Source organism: Longimicrobium sp. (assembly GCF_048594345.1).
GTDB lineage: Bacteria > Gemmatimonadota > Gemmatimonadetes > Longimicrobiales > Longimicrobiaceae > Longimicrobium.
Window position 1 is genome coordinate 19,908 of the sequence record NZ_JBMDXM010000006.1, and the last position, 16,596, is coordinate 36,503.

At 66.1% G+C, this 16,596-nt stretch carries 13 protein-coding genes; 2 read left to right on the top strand and 11 right to left on the bottom strand.

Annotation, left to right across the window (positions count from 1 at the left end):
- Positions 1–384: 384 nt before the first annotated feature.
- Entirely contained in the window at positions 385–1,311 is a 927-nt protein-coding gene (locus ACOJUJ_RS00525; RefSeq protein WP_420124884.1) for an OmpA family protein, read from the top strand.
- Between the two features lie 77 nt (positions 1,312–1,388).
- Here ACOJUJ_RS00525 and ACOJUJ_RS00530 read toward each other — a convergent pair whose 3' ends face one another.
- Positions 1,389–2,402: a DUF4394 domain-containing protein gene (locus tag ACOJUJ_RS00530; protein WP_420124885.1), complete on the bottom strand. Its 1,014-nt coding sequence runs from the start codon at positions 2,400–2,402 to the stop codon at positions 1,389–1,391.
- Between the two features lie 1,031 nt (positions 2,403–3,433).
- On the opposite strand from ACOJUJ_RS00530, the gene ACOJUJ_RS00535 reads away from it, so the two are divergent.
- The gene (locus ACOJUJ_RS00535; RefSeq protein ID WP_420124886.1) at positions 3,434–3,634 is read left to right on the top strand and encodes a hypothetical protein; all 201 of its coding nucleotides are present in this window, start codon (positions 3,434–3,436) and stop codon (positions 3,632–3,634) included.
- Between the two features lie 76 nt (positions 3,635–3,710).
- Here the strand turns inward: ACOJUJ_RS00535 and ACOJUJ_RS00540 are convergent, their stop codons facing one another.
- The 10 genes from ACOJUJ_RS00540 to ACOJUJ_RS00585 form a co-directional block, all read right to left on the bottom strand.
- Complete coding sequence (locus ACOJUJ_RS00540; RefSeq protein WP_420124887.1) at positions 3,711–4,154, bottom strand: hypothetical protein; 444 nt, start codon at positions 4,152–4,154, stop codon at positions 3,711–3,713.
- Positions 4,155–4,531: 377 nt separating this feature from the next.
- Positions 4,532–5,155 (bottom strand): thioredoxin family protein, encoded by a 624-nt coding sequence (locus ACOJUJ_RS00545; protein ID WP_420124888.1) that lies wholly within the window; start codon positions 5,153–5,155, stop codon positions 4,532–4,534.
- The gene (locus tag ACOJUJ_RS00550; protein WP_420124889.1) at positions 5,152–7,347 is read right to left on the bottom strand and encodes a protein-disulfide reductase DsbD family protein; all 2,196 of its coding nucleotides are present in this window, start codon (positions 7,345–7,347) and stop codon (positions 5,152–5,154) included. The genes ACOJUJ_RS00545 and ACOJUJ_RS00550 overlap by 4 nt, the downstream gene beginning before the upstream one ends.
- A 52-nt stretch (positions 7,348–7,399) precedes the next feature.
- The gene (locus tag ACOJUJ_RS00555; protein ID WP_420124890.1) at positions 7,400–8,017 is read right to left on the bottom strand and encodes a redoxin domain-containing protein; all 618 of its coding nucleotides are present in this window, start codon (positions 8,015–8,017) and stop codon (positions 7,400–7,402) included.
- Position 8,018: 1 nt separating this feature from the next.
- A complete protein-coding gene (locus tag ACOJUJ_RS00560) occupies positions 8,019–9,059 on the bottom strand; it encodes a protein-disulfide reductase DsbD domain-containing protein (RefSeq protein ID WP_420124891.1) in 1,041 nt (346 codons plus the stop codon).
- A 690-nt stretch (positions 9,060–9,749) separates the two neighbouring features.
- Positions 9,750–10,517 (bottom strand): LytR/AlgR family response regulator transcription factor, encoded by a 768-nt coding sequence (locus tag ACOJUJ_RS00565; protein ID WP_420124892.1) that lies wholly within the window; start codon positions 10,515–10,517, stop codon positions 9,750–9,752.
- Entirely contained in the window at positions 10,514–11,599 is a 1,086-nt protein-coding gene (locus ACOJUJ_RS00570; RefSeq protein ID WP_420124893.1) for a sensor histidine kinase, read from the bottom strand. The genes ACOJUJ_RS00565 and ACOJUJ_RS00570 overlap by 4 nt, the downstream gene beginning before the upstream one ends.
- A 730-nt stretch (positions 11,600–12,329) precedes the next feature.
- Positions 12,330–13,412, bottom strand: a complete 1,083-nt coding sequence (locus ACOJUJ_RS00575; RefSeq protein ID WP_420124894.1) for a DUF3500 domain-containing protein — start codon at positions 13,410–13,412, stop codon at positions 12,330–12,332.
- Positions 13,413–14,013: 601 nt separating this feature from the next.
- A complete protein-coding gene (locus ACOJUJ_RS00580) occupies positions 14,014–15,270 on the bottom strand; it encodes a pentapeptide repeat-containing protein (RefSeq protein ID WP_420124895.1) in 1,257 nt (418 codons plus the stop codon).
- Between the two features lie 149 nt (positions 15,271–15,419).
- The gene (locus ACOJUJ_RS00585; protein ID WP_420124896.1) at positions 15,420–16,256 is read right to left on the bottom strand and encodes a hypothetical protein; all 837 of its coding nucleotides are present in this window, start codon (positions 16,254–16,256) and stop codon (positions 15,420–15,422) included.
- Positions 16,257–16,596 lie beyond the last annotated feature (340 nt).

Here is a 16,596-nt window from a genome sequence, read left to right on the forward strand (position 1 = left end):
AAGGTCCGCACTCCGTCGCCCGGCCATCGCGCACGACGACGTCGGCGTCGACCGTTGCGGACGCGCAGGTGCGTGGGACGCCGCACACGGCAGGGCCGCCGAGTCCACGAAGGTGGACTTTGTGCTGTTGTAGCGGCGAATTCATTCGCTCCTGCAGGCGGACGGCACGCGACCAGGTGGGTCGGATCGAGGGAGTACGCTCAACGCCGCCTGCTGATCTCGCCGCCTCCTCACCCGCCCCGTACGTTCCTCCCTACTCCCCATCCGCACCCTTCCGTAAACAAAAAGCTTGTCGACGAACATGCCGTGAATCATTTTTCCGCGCACCTCGTATATCCCGCCCGTTCTGCAGTTTCGTCTCACCTTTAGACCGGAAACCGCTGAATGCACAGACACCTGGCCGTTGCCGCCGTCACGCTCTCGCTAGCCGCCGCGCACCCCATCGCCGCCCAGGGCGGCGGGTTTGGAACCGCGGGGACGGTGCCGTTCGCCCTGCAGGGGCGCGTGTACTTCATCCCCGAGAACAGCGAGACGCTGCCGGACTTTTCGCGGCTGCGGCCGCAGGGCACCATCTCTACCACGGTGCTCAACATCCAGCCGCAGAGCTTTACGGTGGGCTTTCCCGGCGTGACGAACCGCTTTGAGTGGTTCGCCATCGACTACCAGGGCCGCATCATGCTCCCCCAGGCGGGCACCTACGCCTTTCGGCTGACGTCGGACGATGGGGCAAAGCTGTTCATCGACGGCGAGCTGGTGATCGACAACGACGGCATCCACGGCCCGGGCGCGATCGACGGCGAGGCGGAGCTGGCGGCGGGACTGCACGACGTGCGGGTGCAGTACTTTCAGGGTCCGCGCGAAGAGGTGGCGCTGATCCTGGAGTGGGGGCCGGACTCGGACAACCTGCGGCCGCTGGACTTCGCGGCACTGGCCCCGGCGCAGTTTCGCCGCGAGGGGAACCGGCTGCGCGCGGAGATGAGCGGCGGCGTGCTGTTCGCCACCAACAGCGCGCAGCTTACGCCGGCCGCGGTAACGCTGCTGGGGGAGATCAAGCGGACGATGATCGACCCGCACCCCAACGGCCGCATCACCATCGACGGCCACACCGACGACGTGGGGGCGGATGCCGCCAACCAGACGCTCTCGGAGCGCCGCGCGCAGTCCGTCGTGGCCTGGCTCACGGCGCAGGGCGTGCCCGCGGCGCGGATGCAGGCCACCGGGCACGGCGAAACGCAGCCCAAGGTGCCCAACACCAGCGACCGCAACCGCGCGCAAAACCGCCGCATCGAGATCACCGTCACCCTTCCCTGATCTCGCGCGGATGACGAAGATCGGCCGCCCGGCGACGTGCCGGGCAGCCGATTCGTGTTACTCCCCCGCTCCGCTGATTACGGGCGATAGCGGTTGGGGGCCGGCGGCGCGCCCGGCGCCACGGCGATGCTGCGGATGGGCGCGGGATGGGCTACCTGCCCCACCACCGTCACCTGCCCGCTGCGCAGGTTCACCGTGTACAGCCGCGACGGCCCGCCCGCCGTGCCCGCGGGGGTGAGCGTCACGTAACCCACGTCGGTGTCACCGGCGATGTCGAAGCCCACGTCCTCGGTGGTGTCGAAGCCCAGGCTGCCCACGGTGGTAAGCTGGCCGTCGTTGGGCGAGTTGAGGCGCGTAAGCACGTCCAGCCCGGCGTCGATGGCGAACAGCTCCGTCGACGTGGGCGCCGGCCGCACGCTCAGCGTGTACGCGGTGCCGGCGATCAGCGGATTCTGCCCGGCGTTCACGTCACCCGCGGCGTACGCCAGCGGCACGTCGACCAGGGTGACCAGCGGATTGGCCGTCTGGTTGACGCGAAGGTTCTGCTCGTCGCTGGTGTGGATGCGAAGCCGGTCCACCGCGGGGTTGAAGCCCACGCCAAAGGCCGTGCCGCTGAGCGGCGGGGTGATGACGCCGCCGCCCACGGCCGTGGCCAGCCCGGTGGACATGTTGATGGTGTACAGGCGGCTGGTGCTGCTCACGGCGTACAGCTGGTCGTCCAGGGGGCGGAAGTCGATGCCCACGATGGTTTCGCCGGCGGCCAGGCCGTTGATGCCGATGAACCCCACGCGGGTGCCCGGCGTAAGCGCGCCAAAGGTGATGAGCGTGTTGTTGTTGTCGATCGCGTAGATGGTGCGTCCCGAAAAGCTGGTGCCCGGCGATCCCGGCGCGCCCGGGGCTCCTGGCGCTCCCGGAGTTCCCGGCGTACCGGGGGTGCCCGGAGTGCCCGGGGTGCCGCCCGGTCCGGCGGGGCCCTGGGGGCCGGCGGGTCCCTGCGGCCCCGTGGGCCCGGTGGAGCCCTCGCACGCCGACAGCAGTACGGCCGACGCAACCAGCGCCGTCCAGATGGTCCCACGCCTGCTCTTGTTCATGCGCCCTCTACGAAAATCAGGTGAATGGCGAACCGGCGTGCACGACCCGGGGCACGTGCCGGTACTCCGGATACGGGGCCGAATCCGGGAGCGGATCTCTCGGCAATCCCTGCGCCATGATTGGGCATAGTTTGGACATCAGGTTCGCCTGGCGGATGACCGGACCAAGACGCAGCCACTTGCCTCGTTCCGAGTCCACAAACGACCTGGGCTCACACAGAGTCAGCAGAGTCAACAGAGTTGAGTCCGGTCTAACAGTCCGCATTGGCGGTCGACACCCCAGATTTCAGGGTCATGCGCACTATCCTGAAGTCACGATCGGCCGTCTGAGAGCATCCTTGAGACCCATTTTTCTCCACGTTGACGTGGAGAACGGCATTCGTGACTTCTTAGACCGGACTCAGAGTTTTCTCGTGCCGTTCCTGGGCATCGCGCTGGCGGTCGACCAGACACGAGATGGGGGATGTCGGAAACGGGAGAAGGAACGAATGCGGCAGGGAGCCATCCGCGTTTTTTAGAGAACGGATGTTGGTCCTGGATCCGCAAAAGAACGGGCCTCACAGGGAGTTAACGGGGTCAACGGAGTTTTCTCGTGCCGTTTCGTCTGCATCGTGCGGGATCGGCGGGGGCGCGGGATGCCGGAAACGGGAGAGGGACAGAATCCGGCGGGGAGCCATCCGCGTTTTGGATCGGCGTGCGGATCGGCGGATGATCTACGGAGTGCACCGGCAACCGTCGATCGCACCACCTGATGCGCGATCTGGAGAACCGTCCTGGATCCGGATGCCAGCACAGCGGCCCCGCAGCTTGAATGGCCGCGGGGCCGCTGATTCAGCGTGGAATGCACGTGGGCCGGAGCGGATCGCACGGACCCACGATCGAAGTGGACCTAGTTGCAGCTTGCGCCACAATCTGCACTCAACCATCTTCGCAGGACGGCACAGGGGCGGCTTTTCCGCCGCGAAGCCATTCTCCAGGGGCGACGAATGCGCCACCCCGGAAACCATCGACCACGTTACCAGGAGACAACGATGCAGAAGATGAAGCTCGATCTCGACACGCTGGCCGTGGAATCGTTCCGCATGGCCGGCGAAAGCTATGACGCCGGCACGGTGGAAGCCTACGAGGCGCCCACCCCGCCGTACGCCACCTGCGGCTGCACCACCGGCGCATCGTACGTGGCGCGGTTCTGCCCGCCGCCGTCCACCCGGACCACCTGCCGCGAGATCTGACGCCCCGCGGGTGACAGGACGAAGGGCCGGCATCCTCCACGATGCCGGCCCTTCGTCATTCGCCACGCGCAACGGTTCAGCCGTCCGCGCGCAGCCGCTCCAGCGCTTCGATGAGCGTGCGGAGCTTGGCGGGCTCGATGCGGCCGAATCGTTCGCGGATGGCGCCCTCCAGCAGCCCGTCGGTAGAGGCCAGCAATTCGCGGCCGGCGTCGGTGATGGTAAGGCGCAGGGTGCCGGTGACCAGGTTGCGCGAGCGGAGGGCATGGATCAGCGCGGGAAAGCGCTCGGTGTCGTGGATCATCCGCTTGCGCACCTCGCTGCTGGGGTGCCCCTCCGGCCCCGCGCCGCGCAGAATGCGCAGGATGTTGAACGTGTCCCCCCGCAGCCCCACCGGCTCCAGCACCGTGTCCGTCCACTGCTCCAGAAAGTGCCCCGTGCGCTGGATGTTCAGCGCCGCCTCAACCTCGATGGAAGCCACGGGCTTGCTGTTCTGCAGTTCCTGGTTGATCTGGCCGGACATACCAACCTGCATGGTCGCGAGGGTGTCGAGCGCGCCGGAAACAACAGGTTCCGCGGGCGCTGAATCTTATCCCCCACCCTCGCGTCCGGCAACAAGTGTTTGCAGCTCCGCCCACGCACGAGGAAGCATGAGGAGACCTGGCATGCAGGTGAAATCCTGGGGATGAGGATGTCATACCATCTCCCGGATTTCGATGTGCAGAGAGGGGAACGATTTTCACGCGGAGGCGCGGAGAAAACGGAAGAGGCGCGGAGGGAACGCCCAAAACGCCTCCGCGCCTCATCAGTTCCTCCGCGCCTCCGCGTGATGCTTTTCCGTCGTCGTTCCTCTGATGAGTGAACGGCGTGGGCGGCGAGCACAAGCGAGGCCGCCAGCGGTCAGGCTCCCCGATACTTGACGTTGCACCCGTAGGGCCGCGACGTGGGCGTGGAGACCGGACGCCCGGCCGTGGCCTGCTCCAGCGCGGCGTCCACGAGCTGGCGGGCGCGCGCCAGGTCCTCTTGCCGCGGTGTGGCAACGTCGTCGATCCCGCCCATGTAGACCAGCGTGCCCTGGGGGTTGATCACGAACATGTGCGGCGTCGTCCGGGCGTCGTACGTGCGGCCCACCGTACCCGCCGGGTCCAGCAGCACCGCGCTGGCGTTGCTCCTCATCCTCCCCGACTCCGTGTTCATCGCCGCGGGCGCAAAGTGGCCCTGCTCCCCGGGCGCCGAAGACATCACCGACAACCAGACAACGCCCCGGTCCCGCCACTTCTGCTGCTGTCGCGGGATGTTGCCGCTGTTGTAATGCTTCTGCACGTACGGGCAGCCGTAATTGGACCACTCCAGGACGACCCACCGCCCCCGGTACTGCGCCAGGGAGTGCTGCGCGCCCCGCGTGTCGGGGAGCGTAAAGGCTGGCGCCGGCCTGCCGATCTCCGGGGGCGCGACCACGCCCGCGGCCATGGTCCCAAGGCCCAGCGCCAGCACGGCCGCCATCGCGAACGGGGTCCTTCTCATGTCGTTTTCTCCGTTTCGAGGGTACCCAGGACGATCGCCGGCGTAAGCAGCGCGGGCAGCACGACGGGCTGCGCCGCGGGGTCCGCCGGGTAGTACACGTAGAGCGGGACGCCGCTGCGGCCGAACGAGGCCAGCGCGCCCGTGATGTCGGAGTCGCGGCGCGTCCAGTCCGCCTTCAGCAGCGCCACGTTCCGGTCCGTGAACGCCTGCCGCACCGAGGGCGTCTCCAGCGCCACACGCTCGTTCACCTGGCAGCTGATGCACCAGGCCGCGGTAAAGTCCACGAAAACGGGGCGTCCCGCGCTGCGGTGCTCCTGGACCGCGGCCGTGCTCCAGGGCTGCCACTCCATCGTCGCGGCCTGGTCCCCGCCGGCGGGGAGCGGCGTCTCGCCGCGGGTGGCGGTGGCACCCGCCGCCAGCGCGACAATCACCGCGACGGTGGCCAGCGCCCGGGTCGCCAGCCGCGTGCGGGTGGAGATCGAGATCGCGGGCCAGCGCCCGATCAGCCAGCCGGCGAACGCCAGCAGCAGCAGCCCGAACAGCAGCCGCGCGGCGCCGCCCATCCCCGTCTGCAGCCCGAAGACCCAGACCAGCCAGATGGAGACGGCGAACATGGGGAACGCCAGCACCTGCTTGAACGTCTCCATCCATCGGCCCGGCTTCGGCAGCCGCCGGGCCAGCGCCGGCCAGAACGAGAGCGCCACGTAGGGTGCCGCCATGCCGACGCCCAGCGCGCCGAAGATGAGCAGCCCTTCCACCGGCGGCCGGACCAGCGCCGCCCCCACGGCGGCGCCCATGAACGGGGCGGTGCACGGCGTGGCGACGACGGTGGCCAGCACGCCGGTCAGGAACGCCGATCCCTCGCCCGACCCGCCCAAGCCGCCCAGCCGCGTCAGCGACACGCCGACCTCGAACACGCCGGCGAGGACCAGCCCGATCACGAACATCAGGGCAGCCAGGGCGGCCACCATCGCGGGGCTCTGCAGCTGGTACCCCCAGCCGACCTGCGCGCCGGACGCCCGCACGGCCATCAACAGACCGGCCATCGCCAGGAACGTGACGATGACGCCGGCGGCGAACACCAGCCCGTCCCGCCGCATCCCCGCCCCGTCGCCGCCCCGGCCGGCCAGGCCCAGCGCCTTGAGCGAGAGGATGGGAAAGACGCACGGCATAAGGTTCAGGATCACGCCGCCAAGCATCGCAAACAGAACGGCGAGCAGAAGTCCCACCCCACCCTCCGCGCCCGACGCCTGCCCGGCCGCCACCCCGGCCGCCGTCACCGGCTCCGTGGCCTCGGCGGCCCAGGCCACCTTCGCGTCCGCCACCGCCGCGCGTATTACGAGGCTCCGGTTCCCCGCCGCGTCGAAGCTGCCGCCCTCCGGGAGGACCAGGACGCCCTCGATCCGCCGCGGCTCGCCGGGCAGGTACGCCGACTGCTTGAGCCGGAGGCGGTACCGCGCGTCCGCCGTGCGCCCCACGGGCTGATCGGCGACGTGGTCCAGGAGCACCGGGTCGGCGGGAAAGAAGTACGCCCCGGCCAGCGACCCCTTCCACCCCGCCGGCGGTGCCACCTCCAGGACGAAGCCGCTGTCGGTCCGGGCGGCGCGCGTGGCCCACTGCGCCTGCTCCACGGGCATTCGCCCGGCGAAACGGCGGATCAGCGCCGCGTCGGCGGAGGGTGCGGGCGGCGCATCGCCCGCGGTCAGCTCCAGCGACCGCGACGCGGTTGCGGGGATGCAGACGTCCGCGCAGACGAGAAATTCGGCCAGGAGCGTCAGCCGCACGGCTTGGCCCGCCTCGAGGCCGGCCGGAGGGGTGACCGTGGCCAGGAAGACGACCTCGTCGCTGTACCCGTAGTTCACCATCGGCGGATACGGGATGCGCTCGGGGACCGGGTACGCGAACGAGTCGGCGCTGAACCCGTTGGGCAGGGTCCACGTGGCGAGCAGCCCGTTGCCGGCATCCCCCGGGTTCTTCCAGTAGGTGTGCCACCCCTTGTCGAGGGTGACGTGCAGGCCCACCGTGAACGGCTTTCCGGCGCGGACCGAGGCGACGTCGCTCACCAGCCTGGCCTCGCTGTGCGGCGTCGTATCCTGCTGGGCGGCAGGCAGGGGGGCCGGCCCGGTCTGCGCGGCGAGCCCGGACCCCGCCGATGCGGCCAGCGCGACCCAAAGGGCCAGGGGTGCAGCCATGCCCGGGCGGCCTCCGGCCGGCTTCAGCGGGTGATTCGCTCTGGTTCTCATCTCAGCGATACTTGACGTTGCACCCGTAGGGCCGCGACGTGGGCGTGGAGACCGGACGCCCGGCCGTGGCCTGCTCCAGCGCGACGTCCACGAGCTGCCTGGCGCGCGCCAGGTCTTCTTGCCGCGGTGTGGCAACGTCGTCGATCCCGCCCATGTAGACCAGCGTGCCCTGGGGGTTGATCACGAACAGGTGCGGCGTCGTCCGGGCGTCGTACGTGCGGCCCACCGTGCCCGCCGGGTCCAGCAGCACCGCGCTGGCGTTGCTCCCCATCCTCCCCGACTCCGTGTTCATCGCCGCGGGCGCAAAGTGGCCCTGCTCCCCGGGCGCCGAAGACATCACCGACAGCCAGACGACGCCCCGGTCCCGCCACTTCTGCTGCTGTCGCGGGATGTTGCCGCTGTTGTAATGCTTCTGTACGTAGGGGCAGCCGTAGTTGGACCACTCCAGGACGACCCACCGCCCTCGGTACTGCGCCAGGGAGTGCTGCGCGCCCCGCGTGTCGGGGAGCGTGAACGCGGGCGCCGGCCTGCCGATCTCCGGGGGCGCCACCACACCGGCGGCCATGGTCCCAAGGCCCAGCGCCAGCACGGCCGCAATCGCGAACGGGGTCCTTCTCATGTCATCTCCTTGTGGTTGGGACAGGGATAGTTTTCGGAGGCAGGATCACGCCCCCGGCCAGCGCGGACAAAACGACGAAAAGGAGGGTCACTTCGCCGGCGGCGCCCGCCGCCGGAGCCAGCCCGGGCGCCGCGACTGGCTCGGTGGGCTCGGCGGCCCATGCCGCGTCCGCGACCGCAGCGCTCACGACCAGGCCCCGGTGCCCGGCCGAATCGAATGCGCCACCGTCCGGGAGCACGAGGATGCCCTCGATCCGCTTCGGCTCGCCGGCCAAGTATGCCGACCCGGTGAGCCTGACGTGGTACTCCCCGGCCGCCGTGCGCCCGATCGGCTGAGCGGCGGCATGGTCCAGCAGCCCCGGGTTGGTGGGAAAGAACCAGGCGCCGGCCAGGGAGCCGTTCCAGTCCGCCGGGGGTGCGATGCCGACGACGAAGCCGCCGTCGGTCCGGGCGGCCCGCGTTCTCCACCGTGCGTGCTCCACCGGCAGGCGGTCCGCGTAGCGGCGAATCAGCGCCGCGTCTCCCGACGTCGTGGGCGGCGCATCGCGTACGGGCAGCTCCAGGGACTGCTCCGCGTGCGCGGGGATGCAGGTGTGCCCGCAGACGACGTAGTCGGCCGAGAGGCTGAGCCGCACGGAGCGCCCGGCCTGCAGGCCAGCTGGCGGAGTGATGGTGGCGAGGATGACCACCTCGTCGTGGTACCCGTAGCTCGTGACGGGCGGGTTGGAGATCCGCTCGGGGATCGGGTAGGCAAGCGAATCGGCGCTGAACCCGCTCGGCAGGCTCCATGTCGCGATCAGCCCGTTGCCCACGTCGCCTGCGTTCTTCCACGGGGTCCGCCACCCCTCGTCCAGCGTAAGGTGGAGGCCGACGGTGAACGGCTCGCCGGGGCGGATCGAGGCGACGTCGCTCACCAGCCTGGCCTCGCTGCGCGGCGTCGTATCCTGCTGGGTGGCGAGCAGGGGGGCCCGCCCGGTCTGCGCGAGGAGCGCGGGCCCCACCGATGCGGCGAGCGCGACGAAAAGCGCCAGGAGCGCAGCCATGCCCGGGCGGCCGGACCGGCCTCCCCTGCTCTCCTTCAGCTGGCGACTCGCGCTGGTTCTCATCTCATCCATACGTGGCGTTGCACCCGCGCTCGCTCCCGGGGCAAACAGACTTCTCCGGACCAGAATACCGGCCGCGTGTGGTGCAAAGGAGGAAATTGTTCCCGACCGCGGATCCATGAGTACGAACGACGTGGGGAGGGGTACGAACGTCCTGGCTCGTTCCGGGTCCGCGACAGGAAAGCCTCACGCACAGGCATGGCGAATCCGCGAAAACAGTAGCTGTTTGGCGATCGGTGTCATCCTGAGAGGATTTTTTAAAACCTTGACCTCCCAGTCATCCTGAGGGAGGCGCCGCTCCGCAATCTGCTGATACACAACACTTCGGCGCCGACTGAAGGACCTTGCCTGCAGAACCAGGAGTCTTGAACGGCTCCCGAGGGCTGGGTCTGGTGCAACCAGAGAAAGATCCTTCGGTCGCGCGCAAGCTCTTGTGGCCATGATGGTTCAGGCGTGCGCTCCCTCAGGATGACAGTGTGCTTCTTGAGGAACAACTGAGGTTTTCTCAACACCCTCTCAGCTCAGGATGACGCCGCGCTTCTGTGGGGACATCTAAGGTTTTTCACCCCCCTCAGGCTCAGAATGACACCGTCCGCCAGATGATGTGGGTACTCTTTTGCCGGTTCGGCATCAGCTCTCCTTGCCCATCAGGGCGTGCAGGTTGCGGCGGTAGCTGCGGCCCGAGGTAAGCCTGGTTCCGTCGTGAAGCAGCACCAGGTACTCGCCGCCAAAGAGCGATTCCACCGCCTGGATGCGATCGACGTTCACGATGGTGGAGCGGTGGATGCGGCAGAACGCCGCCGGATCCAGCGCGGACTCGATGCGGCTCAGGTTCTCGCGCAGCAGGTGGGTTCGATCACCCACGTGCAGGCGGATGTAGTTGCGATCGGCCTCGATCCAGTCGATCTCCTCCGTCCGGACAAAGACGTTGCGGGGGCCGGTGGGCACCACCAGCCGCCGCAGGTAGCCGCGGTCCCCGCGCACCTCCTGCAGCAGCGCGCGCAGCTGGCGGTCAAGGTCGCCTCCCTGCTGCTGGCGGATCCGCTCGCGCGCGCGCTGCAGCGCCGCCTCGAAGCGCTCGTCGTCGAACGGCTTCAGCAGGTAGTCCAGCGCGTGCGCCTCGAACGCGCGCAGGGCGAACTGGTCGTAGGCGGTGACGAAGATCACCACGGGCACCTGACCCACGCCGATCGCCCGCAGCACGTCGAAGCCGTCGACCTCGGGCATCTGGATGTCCAGAAAAAGCAGGTCCGGCGGCGACTCATCGATGGCCTGGATCGCTTCCCTTCCGTTCGCGCATTCGGCGACGACACCGACGTCCCCTGCTTCCGCCAGCAGGCCGCGGATGCGCCGGCGCGCCAGCGGCTCATCGTCCACGATCAGGGCGCGGATCGTCATCGGGCGGACCCTTCCTTCCCTGCCCCGTGATCCGCGCGGCGGGAGGGGAGAGAGATCCGCACGACCGCCCCGCCCCCGGGGTGATTCGCGAACTCGAAGCGGTGCTGACCATCGTAGAGCTGTTCCAGCCGGGACTGGATGTTGGCCAGCCCCACCCCCTTGCGGGTTCCGGCCTGGACGTCCCGGTCCACCCCAGGCCCATCATCCCGCACCTCCAGGTGCAGAACGCGGCCGTCCGCCCCGCGGGTCGCGGAGATCTCCACCCTCCCCGGCCCGATGCGTGGCGCGATGCCATGGCGGACGGCGTTCTCCACCAGCGGCTGCAGCAGCAGATGGGGGACGCGCGCGTCCAGCGTCTCGGGCGCGATCTCCAGCGCCACCGTCAGCCGGTCCTCCAGGCGCGCCTGCTCGATCTCCAAGTAGGGCTGCAGAAACGCAAGCTCCTCGCGCAGGGTTACCTCCTGCGTGGCCTCGTGCTCCAGGGAGATGCGCAGAAGGTCGCCCAGGCGCGCGACCATTCGCCTGGCGGGCTTGGCTTCGTCGGGGATGAGCGCCGAGATGGCGTTGAGGGTGTTGAAGAGAAAGTGCGGCTGCAGCTGCATCTTGAGCGCCTGCAGCCGCGCCTCGGCCAAGCCCGCCGCCAGCCGCTCGGCCGCTCGCTCGCGCTCGCGATAGCGCCCGTGGTAGAGCACGGCGTGCGCGATGCCCAGCAGGAGCGCGTAGTAGAGAAAGTACTGGTGGAACCGTCCCCAGAACTGGCGATCGAAGCTTCGCTCCCCCAGCCAGTCCACGTGCCGGCTCACCTCCACGATGACGGCGACCCGCGCCAGCGAAAGGACAAGCGCGCAGGCGAGATGAACCGCGATGCCCCGCAGCATGCGCCCGCGCTCCAGCGGAAAGCGCCGGGCCAGCCAGAAGATGGCGAGCGTGGCGAACGCCCAGAGATACGCCTCGAACAGCCCCTGCAGCAGCGCGTGCCGCCACGGGATGGGACGCTCGAACAGCTCGAACTGCACGTAAACCTGGTTCGCCGAGATCAGTCCAAAGACGGTCCACGCGGCGAAGATGAGCGCCGTCTCCATCCAGAGCTGACGACTCCGCTGCTCCTCGACCATTCAACAAGATCTTTCTCTTGAGGACGAAGCTTCCGCGGCCCACTTGCGTAGCGTCAGGTTCCGGCGGCGCGCTCCCTCAGACGGTGTTGCCAAACCTCACCTGATGCTACCGGAGCCCCCACGCTCCCGCGGCGCGCTCCCTCACAGGGTGTTGCCAAACCTCACCTGATCCCGCCGGAGCCCCCACTGTCATCCTGAGGGAGCGCACACCCCTAACTTTGCTGACCACAAACACTTGCGCGCGACCGAAGGATCTTTGTCGGGTCGCGCAAGGCCCAGCCCTCGGATCTGTTCAAGATCCCTTCGGTCGGCGCCAATGCTTTGCGTGAAAGCAGTCTGTGGAGCGCCGCCTCCCCCAGGAAGTCAACATTGTGGACGATTTGGCGATATCATCCCAGGGGGTTGCTTGAACCTTCGCCGGGATCAGTCATCCTGAGGAAGGCGCCGCATCGTATCTTGCTCGTACCAAAAGCTTTGGCGCCGACCGAAGGACCTTGCCAGCAGAATCGGGAGGCTGGATTTCCGGCGTGGAGCATGCCTTTCTGCGATCGGAGAGAAGGTCCTTCGGCCGCGCGCAGGTCTTGGTGTGACTTCTGGTTACACGTGGTGCGCTCCCTCGGGATGACTGAGCTTCTGATCTGATGTGGAGGTTTGGCAACCCCTCTCAGGAGATCAAGGCTCGGGGATGAAGCCGGGTTCACTCCCGGTGAGGCTGCCGTGCATAGTGCCTCCTCAGCAGATCACCTCCAAAATCGTTCTCCAGATCACGCCAGACCGTGTGGATGTGGTTCGCGTTGTCCTGTGTGTTGTCGTACTCCACCAGCACGGTAGGTCCGTGGATGCGGTAGTAGTGCGGCTCGCGGGGCTGGTGCGCACCCGCCCAGGCAAAGTGCAGGCGCTCGAACCCCGCCTGTTCGATACGCTGCAACTGCCTGGATGCCGCGGAGTCCGCCATCCGCCCGGCGTACAATTCCAGCAGCCGGCGCAACTGCCGCTGCTGGGCAGCCGTCATATCGGCCGCGGGCAGGCCGGCGAATGCCATCGGTCCCACCACGGGGACGCTGCGGGTAAGAATTTCCCCGAACGTCTGCGCGGCGATGGTGGCGCGGGCAGTTTGGGCAGGATCGAGCATGTGCAGCAGCTCGAAGGCGAGGTCCTCTTCCGCGGCGAGCAGCCGAGTCCCTTGCCGCGGGCCGCTGGGAACGCGCGCCGGGGCGGCACCCATGAAGAGCGGCGCGACGATCTGCCCGTGTGGCCCGAGATCCGTGACGTTCACGGAGAGGTGATGGCCCTCGAAGCTCCAGCCCCAGGGGTACGGACCACCCGGCCCCGTGAAGAGTGACAGGTGGTAGAGCTCCGGATCGCGCTGCAGCCCCCAGGGACTCCCTCCTTCCAGGTCGCGGAGAATGCCTTCGAGTTCGATGACACCACGCGCGAGCCCCGTCCCGCGCTCACTCAGACCGGTGCCCAGGAACTCGAACGCTGCCGCACGCTGCCCGGCATCCATCGCCTGCAGAGGGATGCCGGTGCGCCGCTCCGGAACGTACACCCACCGGGTGCGCTCCGGATGGTCAAAGGGAAACAAGGCGTCGGCACGCTGCCTGTCGTTCAGCGTCGAGAGGAACGTCCGTGCGGTCGCGGCCAACGCAGAGGTGTCAGCAACGGATGCTCCCTGCGCACGTGCCGGCGCCTGGGCACCGCAGTTGGGAAGCCCCACGGCGAGGACGGCGGCGAACAGGCCTGCCGATCTGAAGCGCGTGTAAATGCCAGGTTCGGCCATGGAACTCACCGAAAAGGGAAGCACTCCGACGCCCTCAAGGTCAGACGCAGCTGGCCTGGAGCGCAAGTGTTCGCGACGCGCGAGGAGCTTACCCCCGCTGCTTCACGGCGCTCGCGACTTGCGGAAGACGTCTGCGGCGCGGCGGATCTCGGACACAAGTTCGAAGGATGACACGTCGTCCGACTGAGGACGCGAGATGGAGGGACACAAGGGTCAGGGGTGCGGGCCGGTGCAAGATTGTCGGCGGCGAAATCATGGACGGCCCCACATCCCCTGCAGCCGATTGTTAGGCGGCCGACTGTCAACCCCAGCGCTGAACCAGCGCACCGCAGGTGGTGGCGCCGCCGGGCCGCGGAGCTGGTGCGCACCGGCGTGGCGCGCACCCGGGCCTGGTTGTTTCAGCGGCTCGCGCGAGACAGCCGTGCCACACGTGTGCCCGCCAAAGCGCATCGCAGCTTGGTGCGCGGCGGTGATGCACGCCCCGAACGCCCTCGGCCCGGAAGCTTGCGGACCGCAGTCTGTCGCCGCACCGGAGCCTGTACCGGCGGCGCCTAACGACCACTGCAATCGCTAGTTCCGCCGCGGACTCTGTACCCACACGTCACATGGCACCAAACAAGTCATTGAGGCGCGCGCGTCTCTCGACGAGTCTCTCCTCAACCGGAGTAATGACACTAGCTGAGAGTTGAGCCAGAAGATGCTCCACGTTCGAGTATACGATGGGTGGTCCAATGACCCACGGGTATTCGACAAGATCATTGGACATCGAGTGAGGGCGCCTCCCTTCCTCGCTAATAAGCGCAAACGGCACCTTAAAGTGCGGTACCGTTGCATACAGTTCTTGTGGAACGGAAGGCCCGCTGAGGTCAGCGATAACAAATCGCGACATACCAACCAGCGTTTTGATGGTTTCGGTTAGGTTCCTGTCATCTGGACGTTCGAAATCGAAGATAATCGGAAGGTATTCAAGCTCCCGCAGTCTTGCCGCAATCGCTTGCAGGACCTCGATCCCACCACCCCCAAATCGGCCCAACAAGAGTACTCCACGCCGAGTCACCGCATTGAGCACGTTACGAAGTTTTCGGTGATTCAGAAGGAGGAACACGAACTGCGCTACTTCGAGATCGTCAACTCTCAGCTTAAACGGATCTGCATTCTCGCTGATAATAAGGCCGTCCTGTTTTGCCCGGTCGAGGTTGAGATTCCAAGCCGAAATTCCGTAAACGTGGCATTCCGAGATAGTTGCATCTGAGAGATCGGATTCGACCAGCCGAACGCTTGTAAGAAATGCTCGTCGGAAGTTGGCGCCTGATGCATTTGAAAAGCTCAAATCGGCGGAAACCAAGAATGATTCCTCGAAGTCTGCATAGCGCAGGTCAGCGTTAGTGATGGCCGCCATTGATAAATTAGCAGAACGCAGATTGGCGTTTTGTAAGTCTACCTTGCTCATGGAAGCCTTTACTAGCATTGCACCTTCAAGCGTTGCGCGCCGGAAAGACGCCCCGTCCATCTGCGACTCGATGAAGTTTGATTCCGTTAGATCGGCGCCATCAAGGTTGGCATCGTAGAACATCGTATTGCTACCCTTGGCGTTCACCAGCTTCGAATTTTCGAGGCGACACTCGAGCAGTTTAGCATTCGTCAGATTGGTATTCGACAGGTCTGCACCCGCCAGGTTGGCACCCGAGAGGTCCGTTCCAATGAGATTCGCCCCTTGAAGATTGACACCTTCAAGGCTCAGTCGTTGGAGACTAATGCCGTCGAGATTGGGTTGAGTTAACAACGGCCTGTGAGCGCGCCACCTATTCCAGGCGTCGCTCCCCTTTCGAAGCACCTTCAGAAGTTCTGAACTAGGCATGTTAATGAATATAGCTTTCTCTAATGTAGGGCATGGAGCAACGCGAAGCGTCCGAACGCCCCAACGGTCAGGGGTGCGGGGCCGGCGCGCAAGCCTGTTGTCGGCGAAAGCATGGACGGCCCCGGATCCCTGCAGCCGATTGTTTGCGGCTATCCCAAATCCTCGAATCGGCTTCGGAGGCGCTCCGCTAATGCAGTGCGACCTTCGTTGTTGTTCAGATAACGAACATATCGGAGGTGCCGAAGATCAAACGGGATGTCCTCTTCGGCTTGAGTGATGAGGATAACGTCTCTCCCCAGCGTATGAGCAATTCCTGCCTCATAAAAGACATTTGGATTACGCCGTGAGCAGTCGCAGATCACCAGGTTCGACCGATCAATCAGTGAGACAACATCTTGAATGACGGCCGGAGCCTCCCAAATGTCGTCTGCTCGGCGGCAACGTAAGCCAGCAGCAGCGGCTGTTTCTTTGATGACGTCATAGACTGGATCAAAACTAGGGTGAAACGGCATCATTACAGATACTAAAGTGGGTTCTACATTCTCGGGATCGGCAATCGAAAACACCTTCGGCATCTGTCGCCGCGGCTGCGCGTTCCGGAGCAATGCTCGGAAGATGTCTGTCTCCTTTACGGCCCAATGGGTTCGATGAAATTCGAAATCTTCAATCAACAACTCGCTGGCGAAGGCGGCGATTCGGCTGTTGGTCAGCGGGGGAATGTCCGAGTCATAGAAATATTCTAGCCTGATGTCGCGCCCAACAATTCTCGCATTTGTGATAGTGCCCACTCGGGCCACCGGATCATTCTCACGAGATGTCTCTGCCATAAAGAGGGATGGAAGCCAAATAAGTTGCTCAATTTCAAGGACCCCTTCGGGCTTGAACTGCTCAACAATGTGAGGTTCAGTGTACTCGAGTATGCGTCCTAACGGCATCGTGTCACGTCTTTCCCCCCAGCCGCTTCCACTTACCAACAGGTTGTACATCGCTTTCCCCTTAGTCCGTCAGCGTGGTTTCGTCTGGCTTCTGCTAAGTTTCTCCGCGAGTTCGATCAACTCCTCGCCGCGTGCTCGGGCGAGCTTCGATAGAACCTCCGGCCAACCGGGAGGAGGTGATCGATGAGCGCGCGCGTCGGCGGAAAGCCGATACTGGCGCACCGATGCCACGGAGACTCCGAGGGCCGACGCTACTTCTTCGTGCGTCACCCGCTCGCCCAGCATATCCAGAGCTTCCCGGAAATCCATGTATGCAGTTCGCTTGACAAGGTGTATGCAGTCAGCTATACTATACGTGGCAGGTGAGAAAAAACAAGGCGGATACATCGGC

Bases quoted from the DNA above. Each gene is read 5' to 3' on its own strand.
- ACOJUJ_RS00575 (WP_420124894.1), bottom strand. From the start codon at position 13,412: ATGGCCGAACCTGGCATTTACACGCGCTTCAGATCGGCAGGCCTGTTC.
- ACOJUJ_RS00560 (WP_420124891.1), bottom strand. From the start codon at position 9,059: ATGGCTGCGCTCCTGGCGCTTTTCGTCGCGCTCGCCGCATCGGTGGGG.
- ACOJUJ_RS00540 (WP_420124887.1), bottom strand. From the start codon at position 4,154: ATGTCCGGCCAGATCAACCAGGAACTGCAGAACAGCAAGCCCGTGGCT.
- ACOJUJ_RS00550 (WP_420124889.1), bottom strand. From the start codon at position 7,347: ATGGCTGCACCCCTGGCCCTTTGGGTCGCGCTGGCCGCATCGGCGGGG.
- ACOJUJ_RS00565 (WP_420124892.1), bottom strand. From the start codon at position 10,517: ATGACGATCCGCGCCCTGATCGTGGACGATGAGCCGCTGGCGCGCCGG.
- ACOJUJ_RS00580 (WP_420124895.1), bottom strand. From the start codon at position 15,270: ATGCCTAGTTCAGAACTTCTGAAGGTGCTTCGAAAGGGGAGCGACGCC.
- ACOJUJ_RS00570 (WP_420124893.1), bottom strand. From the start codon at position 11,599: ATGGAGACGGCGCTCATCTTCGCCGCGTGGACCGTCTTTGGACTGATC.
- ACOJUJ_RS00545 (WP_420124888.1), bottom strand. From the start codon at position 5,155: ATGAGAAGGACCCCGTTCGCGATGGCGGCCGTGCTGGCGCTGGGCCTT.
- ACOJUJ_RS00530 (WP_420124885.1), bottom strand. From the start codon at position 2,402: ATGAACAAGAGCAGGCGTGGGACCATCTGGACGGCGCTGGTTGCGTCG.
- ACOJUJ_RS00555 (WP_420124890.1), bottom strand. From the start codon at position 8,017: ATGAGAAGGACCCCGTTCGCGATTGCGGCCGTGCTGGCGCTGGGCCTT.
- ACOJUJ_RS00525 (WP_420124884.1), top strand. From the start codon at position 385: ATGCACAGACACCTGGCCGTTGCCGCCGTCACGCTCTCGCTAGCCGCC.
- ACOJUJ_RS00535 (WP_420124886.1), top strand. From the start codon at position 3,434: ATGCAGAAGATGAAGCTCGATCTCGACACGCTGGCCGTGGAATCGTTC.
- ACOJUJ_RS00585 (WP_420124896.1), bottom strand. From the start codon at position 16,256: ATGTACAACCTGTTGGTAAGTGGAAGCGGCTGGGGGGAAAGACGTGAC.